Source organism: Nesterenkonia alba DSM 19423, assembly GCF_000421745.1.
Lineage (GTDB): Bacteria > Actinomycetota > Actinomycetes > Actinomycetales > Micrococcaceae > Nesterenkonia > Nesterenkonia alba.
Map to the genome: position 1 here is coordinate 1 of NZ_ATXP01000023.1, position 13,938 is coordinate 13,938.

Below are 13,938 nucleotides of genomic sequence, written 5' to 3' on the forward strand. Positions count from 1 at the left end.
CCCCGAGCTACACCACGTGCGCACCCGAGTGAAGACCCCGGGGCAGAACGGGTCCCGTGAACGCGGCTTCGGCACGCTGAAGTACGAACGGCTCTACCTGGACGAGATCGACGACGCGATCGTGCTCGCCGAGCGGGCCGAGGACTACCGGATCGAGTACAACGAGCTCCGGCCCCACGAGGCCATCTCATGGAACCGGCCCAAGGAGGTGCACCTGGGCCTGGCCGACCCCACCACCCCGACATTCAAAACCAAGGAAATCCTGCCAACTACTTGACGCGGGACACTGCCTGGTCCAGTTTCGCAGGCGATCAGGAGATCAGCTCGTTGTTTCGTTGCCGGGTGTGGCATGCACTATCGGGTAGCAACAGGGGACGGATTCGTAGGGGGTGTAAGCAAGTCAACGTGCCACAGAGGTGATTGATTCTCTCGGAAACGTTCTTCCCTCGTAGCATGTAGAAAAACTCATCTTCACTGTTCTTGAAGAGGGGCTGATGCACCAGCGTGGGCTGGAACCAGCTTACTGAGGGGATTGGTGCAAGTTATCCACAGGTCGGAGTGGTCCACCCGATGTGTCAGACCCTCCCGGTACTGTTAAGAGCGGACGGAGAAGACCACGGGAGTAAGGAACATACGATGACGATTGCGCCAAGCGAAGTGGATATGCTGACTGTCTACACATCCATGTTTCCAACGTCCAAGCAGCCCCAGCCTTTCCCACTTCAAGGGAGCAAGCGAGGGCAGGTGCCTGTGATCAACGCGCTGATCCCACCCGGCAAGCCTCGCCTGATTGAACCCTTCTGCGGATCCGCAGCTGTGTCTATCGGCGCACGGACGGCTGATGTGGTGGGTGATGTTGTGATCTCGGACAGCAACGCCGACCTCATGTTGCTATGGAAGGCAATCCTTGAGGAGCCAGAACAACTTGCGGTTGAGTATGCCGAGATCTGGCGTGCCCAGTTCGATGAGAGGGGCACCAGCCCCAACCCCCGTGGGTACTTCAACGAAGTGCGTGAGCGATACAACACTGCAGCGCCGGGCACTCCAGCTGAGCTTCTCTTTATCCTGAATCGCATAGTCAAAGCGGCACTGCGCTATGGACGCCACGGCAAAATCAACCAAAGTGCTGACGGACGTCGGACTGGAGCTAAACCGGATGTCGTTCGGAAGCGGATCACCCAGACACACCATTTGCTTCGGGATGCTACTGCTGTGCATCGTGACTGGATGGAAGCCATCCGATCTGCAAACACTGACGACGTGATTTATATGGACCCGCCCTATCAGGGCACCACGGACACTCGCGATAAGCGGTACATCTCCGGACTTGGCGTAGACGACTTCGAGAGTGGTGTTCGTGAAGGTGTCGCCAGAGACCTCTCGATGGTGATTTCCTATGACGCGCTTCGAGGTCTGTCTATATACGGACGTCCACTTGACCCCAACTTGGGGTTGCTTCCTCTGGACGTGATCACTGGCGTCAGTGCGCAGGGAACCCTGCTTGGGCGGAAAGAAGAATCCCACGAGACGATCTACCTCTCACCGTCTCTCGTGGAACGTCTGGGCGGCGAAAAAGCCGTCCGCTCCAGCGTGTCTCCCCTTCAAGAGAGCTTGCCAGGCATGATGCTTGGAGTGTGACTCCATTAGAAGATGAGCGTAGTGGCGCTTCTGAGCAGCTACGAAACGAGGTAATGGCGCAGTTGGATGCAGGTGAAGCATCCAAACGAGCACGTGTTGCTGCCGAAATGATCTTGGAGCGCGGCTCGTGCACAACTTCCGAGTTAACCGAACTGGCGCATCTGTCTCATCCGCCTCGTGCTCTTGGCGACCTTCGAGATTCCGGTGTTGAACTCGACTCCAAACTTGTGTCATACACGGATGCGGCAGGCAACAAGAAGAGGCAGAAGTGCTACTGGATCGTCGGCACGGACCCAAATAAGAAAAGTCGCCGCAACCTGTCCAAGAAAACTAAAGACGAGATTCTGTCCTCGGGCCGGTGCGAGATTTGTGGGGCATCTCATCGCTTGCAAGCTGATCATCGCGTTCCTTTTGAAATCGCCGGTGAGACGTACCCCCACGTCGTTGAAGAGTTCATGCCACTTTGCCCCTCTTGCAACCGGGCAAAGTCCATGACGTGTGAAAACTGTCCGAACCGCCAGGTCAAGGACACGGATGTTTGCGGTTCATGTATGTGGGCATCTCCTCTGGACTATCGCCACGTCGCTACTCAGCAGGTCAGAGAAGTACGTGCTGTCCTCGAAGACCCGGAGGACATCGAGCGGTTCGACCAAGAGCGCCCTGACGTTCAGAAGTTGCTAATTCGACACCTCCGCAGGGCCGACCTGGATCAGGGGTAGGGTTCATCGGGGTGGATTTCGATCCGAAGGGGAGCCAGCACCACCGTAAGTGAGGTTCAGAAGGAAGGGACGAGGGTTTTCGGCTGGTTCTGAGCTGAACGTAGACTGGACAGCATGCGTATGGGGATGCGAATCACTGCACTGACCACGGTTGCTCTTGTGCTTGCTGCTTGCGCAGGCGATGATCCAGAGCCAGACTTCGCAGCTGATGCAGGTGCAGATGAAACCCCAGAAGAAACAGTCGAGCCTTCGCCTACTGAAGAGCCAACAGCCGCTCCTGTTGCTACCACGCCGACTCCAGAGCCTGAACCGCTGAGTCCGGGCGAAGTTCTCTCCTTGTCTTGCTACCAGCGGGAACCGGGGGAAATGGATCGCCAAGATTTAGGTGAGTTTGAGAGCTTTGAGGATGCGTGGGATGCAATAGACGAACACGAGGATGTTAACTGTAACGCCAGCTTCGGTGAGGACATCAGCTTGCTTGAGTTCACGGAGACTGAAGAGGAAGCTATGGAAACTGCTGGCTACGACGACAGTAATTCGCTTGACATCCTCTACTCGAAATGTGCGGAGCCGTTCTTGGGGGACAACTCAACGCAGTTTGGCGGACTACCTTGGAGCGAAGGACAACGCGACGAAACTCAGGGTGCACTCGTCCTATGTCCTGAACATCCTGACCGCGAGGAAGTCGAAAGCCGCATGGCAGATGCCGCACAGAGAGATGAAGCTCGTGATCGGGGAGAGGTATTCGGTCCAGGGTCTTACCGTGTAGGGGAAGAGATTGAACCTGGCCTCTATGTGGCCGAGAGCGAGTCAGGCTTCGACGGTTGTTATTGGGAGCGACTGGACTCAGCGGGGAACCGCATTGAGAACAATTTTATCCGCGATGGTTTCAGAGCCGAAGTCTACATAGCGGAAACAGACTATTCATTCAGCTCCGAGCGGTGCGGAGAATGGGAACGGCAATGAGCGGACTTGGAGTTGATCTCCCGGTGAGGACGCGTGTGGAACTATCGGGGGTGTAGATGAATGAAAGGTCGATACCGCAGTCTCCTTGTCTACTTCATGTGGTTGATTGCAGGCATCGTTATCGGAGCCACCGTTGCGCTCCTTTGGGTAGAGGGTTTCGATCCGGAGTGGCTCCAAGCAACTGGAACATGGTTCGGGGGTGTCGCCACCGTCCTTACTCTTTTATGGGCTGTCCGTGTATTCCGCACTGACCAGGCACACCGCGAGGCGGAACGTCAGCGTAGACACGAGGAGTCTTTGAAATCCGCGCAAGAACTTGAACAGCAGAAGATTGACGAGGCCTCCAGGGTCTCCTTCGAACCCCGAGGTGGAGCAGGGCATGGCACTGGAAAGAACACGAAGATGACTTCGTTGAACCTCTACTTCCATAACACCACTGATCGCGCTGTTTCTGTGGAGAGACTCGAGTTCGATGAGCCGCTTCAGAGTAGTGCTTGGGTTAAGACGCCGATTCATCTTCCCCCGAATGACACAGTGAAGTTACGACCGAAGGTGGAAGCAGTTCCGATTCTTCAAGAAGAACTGAGCGATAAACCCCTGAAAAGTTATGGTGCGCGCATCGTCTACACCATTAATGGTGAGACATGGACTCGCAGGGCAGGAGAGATGCCACGGCGCGGGAAGTAAGCGGTACTGCCAGCGAGTGAGCGTTTCAGTAGAAAACGCTGGTTCCGTCGAAATGGGGTCTCCTGTGCACATGTTTATTGGGTGGCAGTGACTGAAAACACTGCTACTCCATGTTTCTAACGAATGGGAGGAGAAGCATGCCTCACTCCAAATCTTTTTGTTCCTCCGGTCCTCTCTTAACTTGAGTCACTCTTCTGAGCTGCTTCTCGATCCACGCGTCTTCACTCAGGGACTCAGTGGACTGCAGCTGGTCTGCTACTTCTGGTAGGAGTTCTTGCCTTTGACGCAGGATCTCTTTCCACTGCCGCGCAGATGCTCTCAGCTCTGCCTGTACTCCGTACCAGTGATTGGGTATCTCAAACTGTCTCTCTACGGCGGTCTCAATTTCTCCCCGCGCTTCTTCTATCTCAAACTCAACATTTCGTTTGAGAGCGCGTAACCGTGCGACCTCTTCTTCCTGAGAAGGAAGTAGTTCTAGCTTCTCCTCATGGGAGAGCTCCTGAGGTAGGCTCTTGGCTCTTTTGTAACCAATCAGCCATGCCCACGGCGCTGCAGCTAAACCAATAACCACTCCGAATACGATAAGCGTAGCTTCCCTGCCGCTTAGCGACTGGTCGAGTAACGAGAGGATGACGCCTCCCGCGCCAATGATTCCGAGTGCGATGCTGAATACAGTAAGCCTGAGATTCGAGGGCTGAGATGTGCTGCTCAATTTCTCAACCTAGCGTGGTGAACAGGCCGAGGTCATGGCAGCGACTGCTTCGACTTCGACGAGTTGATGGTCATAGCCGAGGACGGTGACGCCCATTAGGGTGCTGGGGACATCGTGGTCGCCGAAGGCATCGCGGACAACTTCCCACGCTTCTACTAGGTCTGCTTGTTTGTTGGAGGCAACGAGCACGCGGGTACTGACCACGTTCTCAATGGTGGCTCCGGCTTCTTCTAGGGCGATGTGCATGTTCTCGATGCATTTGGCTGCTTGCCTTGCGTAGTCGCCAAGAGCGGCAGTGGAGCCGTCCGTGTTCAGTGGGCAGGAGCCTGCCAGGAAGATCAGTTCTGCATCAGCGGGGAGTTTGGAAGCGTAGGCGTACTCTGCAGCATCGGAGAGGCGCTCTGAACGGATGAGTTTTACAGGGGTAGTCATGTCTTCATTCAATCAGCTGAGGGCTGCTGAGAACTGCTGGATTCGGTCATCGGTCATCGGTCATCTGGCAGGTGCAGTCCTAATGCGTGCCCAGATCTCTTCGGAGGTCATGCCACCGTTGGGATTGACTGCGATCTCTGCGAGTCCTCTGTCGACTGCTGCTTTCTCGCGATCGGAGACGGGACGGTCGTCTCTCTCGTTGCAGTGTGAGCCTGTGGGCATGTGTCCTATTCAACCAGCTGGTGGTGCTGGATGTGTCGCATCGGATAAGCAGAAGTGGCTCTAGTCGGTGACGAACTTCGTGCCCTGTCGCGGTCGGGAACTCACTGGAGACGAATGGCGATCGGAGACGGTGACTGAGGGCGAGATAGAGCCTGCTGGGGCTGAGCTTCAAACCGCTCTGGGGAGCGTGGGCCTGGACCAGGGCAGCGAAGGCCTGCCATTTGCGTTCTCCGGGTGCGAACTTCGAGTCCACATGTGCAATGGCTGGTTCTCGTGCAGCTCCAGATCGGTTCTGGTTCCCCTCAAGATCCCCGAGAACGCGGGGAAGCAAGGGAGGAGCGAGTCTTCGTGTTCACGCAGAAATGGCTGGTTTTCGGCGCATGGGCTTTGGAAGTTCCCGTTCCTGCTCGACTTGGGTGCGAAACCAGCCATTCGGTCTGGCGAGGACAGGAGCTTCTGGATTTGACGGTGACGTCATGTTCGGGTCAAGATAGTCCAGTTGAAAACGACATAGCGTCTCCCAGCGAGTGGATCGCAGGTCTTCAGTGATGGGGACTGGGCGGTCTGGGTGTTGAAGATGGCTCCTTTAATGGCTGCTTTTTGCGCTTAGAACTGCAAAACCCCTTGTCAGAAGGGGGTCTTTGACATCCCGCTGGGGTCACGAAGTCAATTTTTGACACAATTAAACATGCAAAACCCCAGGTCAGCGCCAGATCTGGGGTTTTCGTGTCTCTGCCGTCAGGTGCCGAATGGCTGCTTTTTTGGCTGCTTTTTATTTTGGCGCATGGGGGCCATCTTTTGGGCTTCCGATCCGATGGGAACTTTCGGAGACACGGGTTGGAATCCACGGGGGAGTCAACGCTCGAGAACAGGCGGAAGCGCCGGGGTTAGAATCCGCAAAGCAGCCGTTCCCAGCGATCTGAGTCTAACTCTGCTGCATCAGCGTGATCGAACGCCTTCCGAGTCACGCTATGGTTGTGCAAAAACTCTCCCGCACGAAAGCAGCCATCTGGAGTCAACGGTGTGGGAGGATCTCAGCTTCAGTTCAGTCCTCGTTCGACGGAGGCAGACGACCCTCCCGGACAAGGTTCGATGCTCCTCGGCGGGGTAGGGTCGGCCAATGATCACTATTCACCTTCGGTACGAGATTGATCCAGACAAGACAGATGACTTCGCAGAATATGGTCGGCGGTGGATTCGTCTGGTGAACAAGTTCGGAGGAACTCACCACGGGTACTTTCTTCCCAGTGAAGGCGATAGCGACGAAGCCTTTGCGCTGTTCACCTTTGACTCGCTGGCTGCCTATGAGCAGTATCGTAAAGACGCTGCAGAAGATGCCGAGTGTGTCGAGGCCTACGGGTTCTCGCAGGAGACCAAGTGCATTCGTCGCTATGAACGTAGGTTCGTGACACCCATGTTCGGGGAAGAGAGCTAGATCCTCCGTTTGGGAGCGCCTCGACGGACGAGAGAACCCGCCCTCAATCGGAGAACGGGTAACTCGGTGCCTTGAAGATCCGCTAAATCAGTCCTCAGTGCCTACGGACTGTGCTTCACTTGCCAACTCTGCGTTGAAAGTCCACGAAGCAGAAGCACGGGAGTACTGCTCAGGGGCAGAGCCTTCAGCCTCGTATCCGATGGCCTCAAGGAACTCGCTTCCAGCAAGTTCATCGTTGAAGGGCCACCAGTCCTCCATGAGCATTATTGCGTAATCCTCTTCAGTAATATTGTTGTTAGTTGAACCGTAAACCCACGACGGAGCTTCACCTGGACCGTAGACCTCATACACTTCTACAGGGAGTCCTTCGGGAGCTAGATCCAACAATCCCTCGTAATAGATATCTTAACCGGCTACATATGTTTCACCAATAAATTCCGTGAAGTCTCCTGCATAGCCACCTTCGGTGAGCGCCAATTTCGCAGTGAAGTCCACTGGTTCCCCAGTAGCAGGAACGGTGATAGCTCCAGATGCATCGCCAGTTTCCGCGAATGTGCCTGCGAGGTTCACGGTCTCGTCGGTGGAAGCGATCTCGTAGGAGAAGTACTCGCTGCCATCAACCTCGATCCCGACATTGTCTGCAGAGATAACACCATCGTGTGTGGTGTCCTCAGTAGCGCGGATTTGGAATGAAGTAGTGATTTCGTCACCTGGTCTCCATGAGTGGCCATCGATGTCGTCTACGATGCCGTCAAGGTCTAGGGAGGCTGGGGATCCTGGTGTGGTTCCGTCTTGCCAGTCGCCCCAGGTGCCGTCGCTGTTGGCTGTTCGGATTTCGATGCCGAAGTCACCTGTTTCGATGTCTGCTCGTGCTGTTTCAGCGTCGTTCCATGCTGCGAGGGTTCCGCCGCCCAGTAGGGCGATGCCTGCGAAGCCAGCTACGGATGCTGTGGCGAGCTTCTTCTTGTTTCTGTTTTTCTTTTTAACTTGTTCTGTCATTGGGTATTTACTCCTGTTTTCGTTCTGTACCTATTGAGTGGGTGCGCCCTGCCGATGCAGCTGCTGATCTGCAGATGACCCACTGCACATGTTTCTAACGAGCACCGGATCAGAAGAGGGATGTCCGAAGTCAGCGATAGCGTTGAAGGATGAAGAGTCGCTCCTGGAACTTCCTCGTCCATATCATGTGGCTGATAGCTGGGCTCGTGCTCGGAGCTACTATCGGTCTTCTCTGGGTAAGGGAACTTGATCCTGAGTGGGTGCAGGCCACAGGGACATGGGTCGGCGGGGTGGCAACAGTGCTTACTCTGCTGTGGGCTGTCCGCGTGTTTCGGAAAGATCAGGAGCATCGGGAGTCTGAGCGCCAGCGTCGACATGAGGAGTCCCTGGAGGCGGAACACCGCCAGGAGCAGAAGAGGTTAGAAGAAGCGTCCAGAGTGTCGGTCGCTCTTAGAGGGGGAGCTGCCCAGGGGACTCGTGACAACATGAAGATGACGTCGCTACATCTTGATCTCCATAACGACAGTCCGCACACCGCTGCTGTAGAAGAGGTCGAATTCGATGAATCGCTTAAGCGCAAGCAGCGGATTCAGCTGCCGATCCGTGTACCTCCGCATTCCACTGAAAACCGTAAGGTGGAAGTTGAGGAAGTCAGCGTGCCCAAAGAAGAGCGGGGCGGTCGTCCTTTGAAGAGCTACGGTGCACGCATCGTTTACACAATTAATGGTGAAACATGGAGCCGGAGATCTGGCGGAGACCCGGAACGATTGCCGTAGCGACGGGTTCCTTGGCCCCAGTCGAGAACTTCGTGCTCCTGATCGAGGCTGAGCGATGCCAGCCGTGTAAACAGTGTCACTTGTGTTTTCTAACGGAAGATGCTGCCCGATCTTCATGCCGGATTTTCTCCTGCGTAATTGTTAGAAAATCCCGTGAAGGGAACCCATGTGGCAGTTGGTACTTGCGGAGCACCGAGTGGACGGCTGGGGAATAGGATGACATGAGCACTGATAGTACGGAAGGAGTGAGGTGAATGGCTGAGGTGTTGGGGGCGCTGTTTACGGGCGCAGCCGGAGTGTTGGTTTTGATCCTCGGGGTCGTGTTTGCGCGAGGGAAGTTGTCGATGAACGCTTGGGTGGGGATTAGGTTCCCGTCCACCACTGTCAATGAGGAAATTTGGCAGGCATCTCACCAAGCTGCCTCTGGTTGGATCATTCTCGCCGGAGTCGGACCCCTGGTGACAGCAGTACTGGCGCTGATCTTCGGTGACCCCGATGGTGTCTGGACCTTGGTCGGGATGCTCCTGTTGCTGGCATTTATCTTGGTTGCTGGGGCTGTGGCCAGCAAAGAGGCTAAGAAGGTCGCTGCAGCACAAGAGACGACGCCAGGCGCTATGCGTTGACAGAGTTCTTGATGTCCTGGACGGGATGTTCTGCTTGCTGATGTTCGCTTCACTTCTGGAAGTGTGATCCGTCGCTCGCGGATAGGGTGAGGACGGTCTTGATGCTGAGAGAAGGGGAGCTGCTGAGCCTGTGAGTATTGAATGGCACGTATTCCTGGGGCTGGTGCTACTGAGCTACATCTCTCCTGGGCCGGATACGGTGATGGTTCTACGTGCCAGCGCCAGAGGGAACCGTATTGGCTTCTTAGCTGCAGCAGGTGCACTGACTGGTTTGACCGTCCATATGATGGTCAGCGCCGTTGGATTATCCGCATTGCTGGTGGCTTTGCCAGGGAGTCTGACTGTTCTTACTCTTCTCGGCGCTCTTTACCTGGCTTACCTGGGCGTCCGGGCGATCCTGGCCAGTGGTCAGATGCGACGAGACGCTAAGGAAGGACTCGCAGGGGCTGCGCCTCTAGACGGTGAGAAACTTGGGAGAGCGGCATTCCAACGTACGCTGATCACGAACTTGGCGAACCCGAAAGTCATCCTGTTCTTCGTGGCAGTATTGCCGCAGTTCATTGACGCCTCTTCTACCTGGCCTGTAGCCCTGCAGCTTGGCGTGCTTGGTGCTCTCGATGTCCTGGTCGGGGTCTTCTATCTGCCGCTGTTCGTGCTATTCGGTGCAAGGATCTTCCGAGGCATCGGCGGACGCGGACTAGCGAACCTCGAACTCTGTGTGGGACTACTTCTGCTGATCTTCGCTGGTGTCCTCGTCTACGACACCTTTGTCGGCTGAGAATATCTGCCTACGAGGTGAGGTGTTCTCGAGCGAAAGCGTGGACACTGTCAGTGGTGGTCAGTCCATTGAGGATTTCTTGCTGTGTGAACCATTGGGCGGCGTCTACCTCGCTCTCCTGAGCCGTGATGGTCGCGTCGTCGGCTGCTTCCAGCAGGTACATCATGTCCATGTGGATGTGCTCGATGTCCTTGTGTGATTCAGGGATGAGTTGGGCAGCCATCGCGAAGGGGAGAGGGAGCTGGGATTCGGTGCTGCCGTTGAGCTGCAGATCCAGCGACCCCGTTCCAATGTGGTGAGCTTCGACTCCGGTTTCTTCACGGATTTCTCGGAGAACCGTGTCGCTGGGGAACTCATCGGGGTCCACGTGGCCTCCAGGTGGGAGCCAGCACTGAAGTCCCTTGTGGAAGATCATGAGCATGCGGGTACGTTCGGGGTTGACCACGTAGCCGGTGGCGGTGAACTGCTTCTTCATTCCAGCTGCGTAGTCGATCAGCGCCACGTTGAGCCTCCCAGTAGTTAAGAACGGTCCAGGTAGCGTATCTGCTCATGGATATCGCCTCTCTCTACGACACCTACATCCGCCAAGCTGACCAGCTGATCGAAGAACTGGGCGTCAGGGCGGAGGTGGTGCAGAACGACACTCTCTGCCTGCAGGTGCCGAGTAATGCTCGGTATGCCGAGGTGAAGACTGAGCTGGCGGAGCAGGGTGAGCTGATCAGTGAAAGCGAAGTAAACGGACGCCTCATCGCTGTCTTCGAACTCCACGCGCCGCTTGAAGCTGCTGGCTGGAAGGTCAGTTTTGTGGAGCTTCCTCAGCCGAAGACTGGCTCAGAGAGTGAAGGGGTACGGCATCTTCAGTTCCTGACTCGCACCAGTATTGAGAGCTTCCGCAAGAAGTTCCCCACCCTGGAGTTCGATGACCGAGGAAACACTCGCAACCGGCTGTTGGAGATCGAGAAGGACGGCGTCGCGGTGCGGTTCCATGACAAGAACATGGGCTCGGTCGTCGCCCTGGAACAGATGGACTGACCTAAGCAGAAGGGAGCCGAATCGGTGCTGGGAGAAGATCTGCGAAGTGCGGCTGAGGCTGAGGGGATTCAGAAGTTCGTCGTCGGCGCGGTCGTCCACGATGCAGGCAAGGCGTTGTTGGTGACACGCAGCCTTGAGGATGATTTTCTGCCTGGGTTGGAGGAGGTGCCCTCTGGGGGAGTGGAGTCCTCGGAGACGCTGAATCAGGCTCTGCACCGGGAGCTGGAAGAGGAAGTCGGGTTCGGTGCTGAGTTTGTGGATGAGGGTTTCGTGGTGGTGTTCGATTACCAGTCGCGGTCGGGGAGGATGGTCAGACAGTTCACGGTTTCGGTGCCGTTGCGAGGAAGAGATGTGCAGCTCTCGGAGGAGCACACCTCTTTCCGGTGGATTACTGCGGTTGAGGTGGAGGCGGCGAATGCCACCCCTGAGACCAGGGAAGTTCTGCGTCAGTGGTTCGCCTACGGAGAAGATCAGGGCTGATCTCAATGGCTGCTTTCGTGCTCAAAAGCAGCCATTCGGGGTCAGAGGCCCCAGAGAGGAATCCTGGCTCATGTAGAGGGGTCAGTCGAGGGCTTGGATGGCGAGCGTTGCTGCCATGACGATGAGGGCTGCGCCTGCTCCGCCTTCGATGATGCGGGTCCAGCGTTGACTCATCGCCCGGCGCAGACCGGCGATGAATCCTGCGCAGATGAAGCACCACAGCAGCGAGGACGCCATGAACGCGGCGAAGAACACCAGCAGCGCACTGAGGGCTGCGTCTTCTCCGAGTGCCCCGCCCACGGCTCCTCCTGCTCCGCCCCAATAGACCACGTTCCACACGCTGGCCAAGGACATCAGGGCTCCAGCGACAAGGGGACCACTCTTCGTGCTGGTGGGTTCCGTTGCTGCACCTGAGGTGTTGGGTGTCGGTGTTTTGAGTGCTGCGTGGATTCCTTGTCCGCCGAGGAAAAGGAGAACCAGGCAGCCTGCCAGGGTGATCGGTATATGCAGATGCGGCTGGGTCAGCAGGGCAGCTGCTCCTGCCAGGCCGAGGATCGCCCAGGCTGCATCTCCGACCAGGGAGCCGGTCTGCACGCCAAAGGCGGGACCGAATCCGCCTCTGACTCCACGTCGCAGCGATTCGGTAAAGACGGGTCCGGGAGCGGCGTTGAAGACCAGTCCCAGCCAGAAGCCGGTGAGGATGACTTGAATCATGGCATCCAGAATCTCGCAGACAGATGCTGTCAGTCTTGAATGATTCCGACTTCTTGAGCGCGTCTGCGGAACTGTCCCGGGGTCTGGGCGTAGGCGGCTCGGAAGTGCCGGTGGAAGTGGGACTGGTCGCTGAAACCAAGTTCGGCAGCGACAACTGTTGCAGCAGCGCCAGACTTCAGCCGCCGTCGTCCTTCTCTCAGCCTCAGTTGGAGATGCCAGGCATATGGGGTCATTCCGGTGAGCTTGACGAAGGACCGGATGAAGTAGTCAGGACTGAGCGAGAGCGACTGAGCGAGTTCTGAAACATCAGCCGGGGAAGTGAGGTCGCTGCGCATACGTTCCACAACTGGAAAGAAGTCCAGCTGTCTCCAAGATTCATGACCACCAGGCGAGTTCCGTTGGAGAGGTTTCGCTTGATGCAGGGCCTCGGAGATCACCCATGTCACGGTCTCTTGCATCAGTTGGTGGTCGGAGAGCTGTGCCGCTGATCGGAGAGTTTCCGCGAGGAAAGGGTCAGTCACGATGGGTTGCTGGACTTCAAGCTCTGCGATTCCAGTGAGCTCGGTGACGATGTCCGGTTCCAGGTGCACGCTGAAGCACTCCCAGCCAGAACCTGACCGGGTTTCAGCTCGAGACCCTTGAATCTCTCCAGGGTTGTAGACGGTGATCGCGTCACTGCCGACCTCGAACTCGTGCCGGTCCAGTTTCACCTTCTCGCGCAAGGTGGAAGAGCCGTTGACCGAAATGACGAACTCATCGTGTGAATGAGCAGGGAATCGAGCGCCCTCGGGAACGAACCGCTCTACGGTGAAGGCACTCGGAACCCCTGCGGCAGCCATGTGTCCATCCTTGCGCGTGAGTCGAGGTAGATCGGCGTTTGGAAAAGCGGACTTCCTACAAGGACCGGGAGTAGTGGTAGAAGCCGCTCTCCTTGGTGAATCCTTCACTCTCATACAGTGCCTGAGCGGTTGTGTTGTCCTCTGCCGTTTCCAGGACTACATCGACAGCGCCTGCAGCGGCTGCTTCAGAGCAAACGTGTTTCAGCAGTGCCCGGCCAGCACCGGTACCTCGAGTTTCAGGGTCTACGAAGAGGTCGTTGAGAACCCATGAGCGAGCCAGGGACAGGGAAGAGAAAGTCGGATAGATCTGCGCGATCCCTACAGCTCGATCCTCTGCATACGCGAGGTAGATGATGCTGTCTTTGTTCGCTAAGCGTTCCTGGATGAAGTTGCGGATCTGGTCGGCGGGGTGCTCACGCTTGTAGAAGCCGAGGTATCCGGTGAACAGGCGCACCGCGTCATCGAGATCTTCCAGAGCAGCAGTCTTGATTTCCATCATTCCCCAAGCCTATCCGCCCATCAGGGGGTAAGTGTGGAGAAGTACGTGGTGCCTCACAGTCAAGTCCCCGGGAAATGACCCCTCGTGCCTCACCTAAAAATCCCCGCGTAATCGAGGGCCCTGGAGGGGGTTAGGCTGCGCGGGCTCGGCGTTGGTCGATCTTGATCCATTCAGCTTCTGGCATCGCCGCGGCGGCCTTGGCTTCGAGCTCGCGCTCTAACCTGCGGGTGGGAGCCGCAGCTAGCGCGGTGAGCCGCTGTTGGATCGTGGTGATCCGCCGGGCGATGTCCACGACGTTCAGTGAGGCTTTGTAGGCAGCCAGCTCGTCCTGCTGGGCCTGGTTGAGCACTTCGGCATCCAGCAGCCGGTAGTAGGGGGTTCGGGGCT

General features: G+C 56.7%; 20 protein-coding genes. 11 read left to right on the forward strand and 9 right to left on the reverse strand.

Going from position 1 to position 13,938, the window contains the following annotated elements:
* The 5 genes from H578_RS15280 to H578_RS0111670 form a co-directional block, all read left to right on the forward strand.
* Positions 1 to 277 (forward strand): integrase core domain-containing protein (locus tag H578_RS15280; RefSeq protein ID WP_022872784.1); only part of this gene is annotated, 277 nt, incomplete at its 5' end.
* A 359-nt stretch (positions 278 to 636) separates the two neighbouring features.
* Positions 637 to 1,638, forward strand: coding sequence for a DNA adenine methylase (locus tag H578_RS0111650; protein WP_022873854.1), 1,002 nt, complete (start codon positions 637 to 639; stop codon positions 1,636 to 1,638).
* Positions 1,639 to 1,691: 53 nt separating this feature from the next.
* On the forward strand, positions 1,692 to 2,357 hold the full coding sequence (locus tag H578_RS16325; protein ID WP_156837338.1) for an HNH endonuclease: 666 nt from the start codon (positions 1,692 to 1,694) through the stop codon (positions 2,355 to 2,357).
* 114 nt (positions 2,358 to 2,471) lie between these two features.
* Positions 2,472 to 3,323 (forward strand): Rv1352/Rv1906c domain-containing protein, encoded by an 852-nt coding sequence (locus tag H578_RS0111665; protein WP_156837339.1) that lies wholly within the window; start codon positions 2,472 to 2,474, stop codon positions 3,321 to 3,323.
* A 60-nt stretch (positions 3,324 to 3,383) separates the two neighbouring features.
* A complete protein-coding gene (locus H578_RS0111670; RefSeq protein WP_022873858.1) occupies positions 3,384 to 4,010 on the forward strand; it encodes a hypothetical protein in 627 nt (208 codons plus the stop codon).
* A gap of 142 nt (positions 4,011 to 4,152) precedes the next feature.
* Here the strand turns inward: H578_RS0111670 and H578_RS0111675 are convergent, their stop codons facing one another.
* Entirely contained in the window at positions 4,153 to 4,722 is a 570-nt protein-coding gene (locus H578_RS0111675; RefSeq protein WP_022873859.1) for a hypothetical protein, read from the reverse strand.
* A 9-nt stretch (positions 4,723 to 4,731) separates the two neighbouring features.
* Positions 4,732 to 5,154: a RidA family protein gene (locus H578_RS0111680; RefSeq protein WP_022873860.1), complete on the reverse strand. Its 423-nt coding sequence runs from the start codon at positions 5,152 to 5,154 to the stop codon at positions 4,732 to 4,734.
* Between the two features lie 1,342 nt (positions 5,155 to 6,496).
* Here H578_RS0111680 and H578_RS0111690 point away from each other — a divergent pair.
* Positions 6,497 to 6,811, forward strand: coding sequence for an NIPSNAP family protein (locus H578_RS0111690; protein ID WP_022873862.1), 315 nt, complete (start codon positions 6,497 to 6,499; stop codon positions 6,809 to 6,811).
* A gap of 87 nt (positions 6,812 to 6,898) precedes the next feature.
* Here H578_RS0111690 and H578_RS16330 read toward each other — a convergent pair whose 3' ends face one another.
* Both H578_RS16330 and H578_RS0111700 read right to left on the reverse strand, forming a co-directional pair.
* Positions 6,899 to 7,162, reverse strand: a complete 264-nt coding sequence (locus H578_RS16330) for a hypothetical protein (protein ID WP_156837340.1) — start codon at positions 7,160 to 7,162, stop codon at positions 6,899 to 6,901.
* A gap of 54 nt (positions 7,163 to 7,216) precedes the next feature.
* Positions 7,217 to 7,810 (reverse strand): SipW-dependent-type signal peptide-containing protein, encoded by a 594-nt coding sequence (locus H578_RS0111700; RefSeq protein WP_022873864.1) that lies wholly within the window; start codon positions 7,808 to 7,810, stop codon positions 7,217 to 7,219.
* A gap of 149 nt (positions 7,811 to 7,959) precedes the next feature.
* On the opposite strand from H578_RS0111700, the gene H578_RS0111705 reads away from it, so the two are divergent.
* From H578_RS0111705 to H578_RS15080, 3 genes are all read left to right on the forward strand, one after another.
* On the forward strand, positions 7,960 to 8,586 hold the full coding sequence (locus H578_RS0111705) for a hypothetical protein (RefSeq protein ID WP_022873865.1): 627 nt from the start codon (positions 7,960 to 7,962) through the stop codon (positions 8,584 to 8,586).
* Positions 8,587 to 8,840: 254 nt separating this feature from the next.
* Positions 8,841 to 9,209, forward strand: coding sequence for an SdpI family protein (locus H578_RS0111710; RefSeq protein ID WP_022873866.1), 369 nt, complete (start codon positions 8,841 to 8,843; stop codon positions 9,207 to 9,209).
* Between the two features lie 130 nt (positions 9,210 to 9,339).
* On the forward strand, positions 9,340 to 9,987 hold the full coding sequence (locus H578_RS15080) for a LysE family translocator (RefSeq protein WP_022873867.1): 648 nt from the start codon (positions 9,340 to 9,342) through the stop codon (positions 9,985 to 9,987).
* 10 nt (positions 9,988 to 9,997) lie between these two features.
* On the opposite strand, the gene H578_RS15085 is transcribed toward H578_RS15080, so the two are convergent.
* A complete protein-coding gene (locus H578_RS15085) occupies positions 9,998 to 10,489 on the reverse strand; it encodes an NUDIX hydrolase (RefSeq protein ID WP_022873868.1) in 492 nt (163 codons plus the stop codon).
* Positions 10,490 to 10,536: 47 nt separating this feature from the next.
* Between H578_RS15085 and H578_RS15790 the strand changes: the two genes are divergently transcribed.
* Both H578_RS15790 and H578_RS15095 read left to right on the forward strand, forming a co-directional pair.
* Positions 10,537 to 11,019 carry a VOC family protein gene (locus H578_RS15790; RefSeq protein WP_022873869.1) on the forward strand — a complete coding sequence of 161 codons (483 nt, stop codon included), beginning with the start codon at positions 10,537 to 10,539 and terminating at the stop codon, positions 11,017 to 11,019.
* 24 nt (positions 11,020 to 11,043) lie between these two features.
* Complete coding sequence (locus H578_RS15095) at positions 11,044 to 11,499, forward strand: NUDIX domain-containing protein (protein ID WP_022873870.1); 456 nt, start codon at positions 11,044 to 11,046, stop codon at positions 11,497 to 11,499.
* A gap of 81 nt (positions 11,500 to 11,580) precedes the next feature.
* On the opposite strand, the gene H578_RS0111735 is transcribed toward H578_RS15095, so the two are convergent.
* The 4 genes from H578_RS0111735 to H578_RS16450 all read right to left on the reverse strand — a co-directional run.
* On the reverse strand, positions 11,581 to 12,213 hold the full coding sequence (locus H578_RS0111735) for a LysE family transporter (RefSeq protein WP_022873871.1): 633 nt from the start codon (positions 12,211 to 12,213) through the stop codon (positions 11,581 to 11,583).
* Positions 12,214 to 12,242: 29 nt separating this feature from the next.
* Positions 12,243 to 13,052, reverse strand: a complete 810-nt coding sequence (locus H578_RS0111740) for an AraC family transcriptional regulator (RefSeq protein ID WP_022873872.1) — start codon at positions 13,050 to 13,052, stop codon at positions 12,243 to 12,245.
* A gap of 55 nt (positions 13,053 to 13,107) precedes the next feature.
* Complete coding sequence (locus H578_RS0111745; protein WP_022873873.1) at positions 13,108 to 13,548, reverse strand: GNAT family N-acetyltransferase; 441 nt, start codon at positions 13,546 to 13,548, stop codon at positions 13,108 to 13,110.
* A 133-nt stretch (positions 13,549 to 13,681) separates the two neighbouring features.
* The coding region (locus tag H578_RS16450; protein ID WP_022873874.1) for a hypothetical protein at positions 13,682 to 13,938 on the reverse strand (257 nt) is incomplete at its 5' end.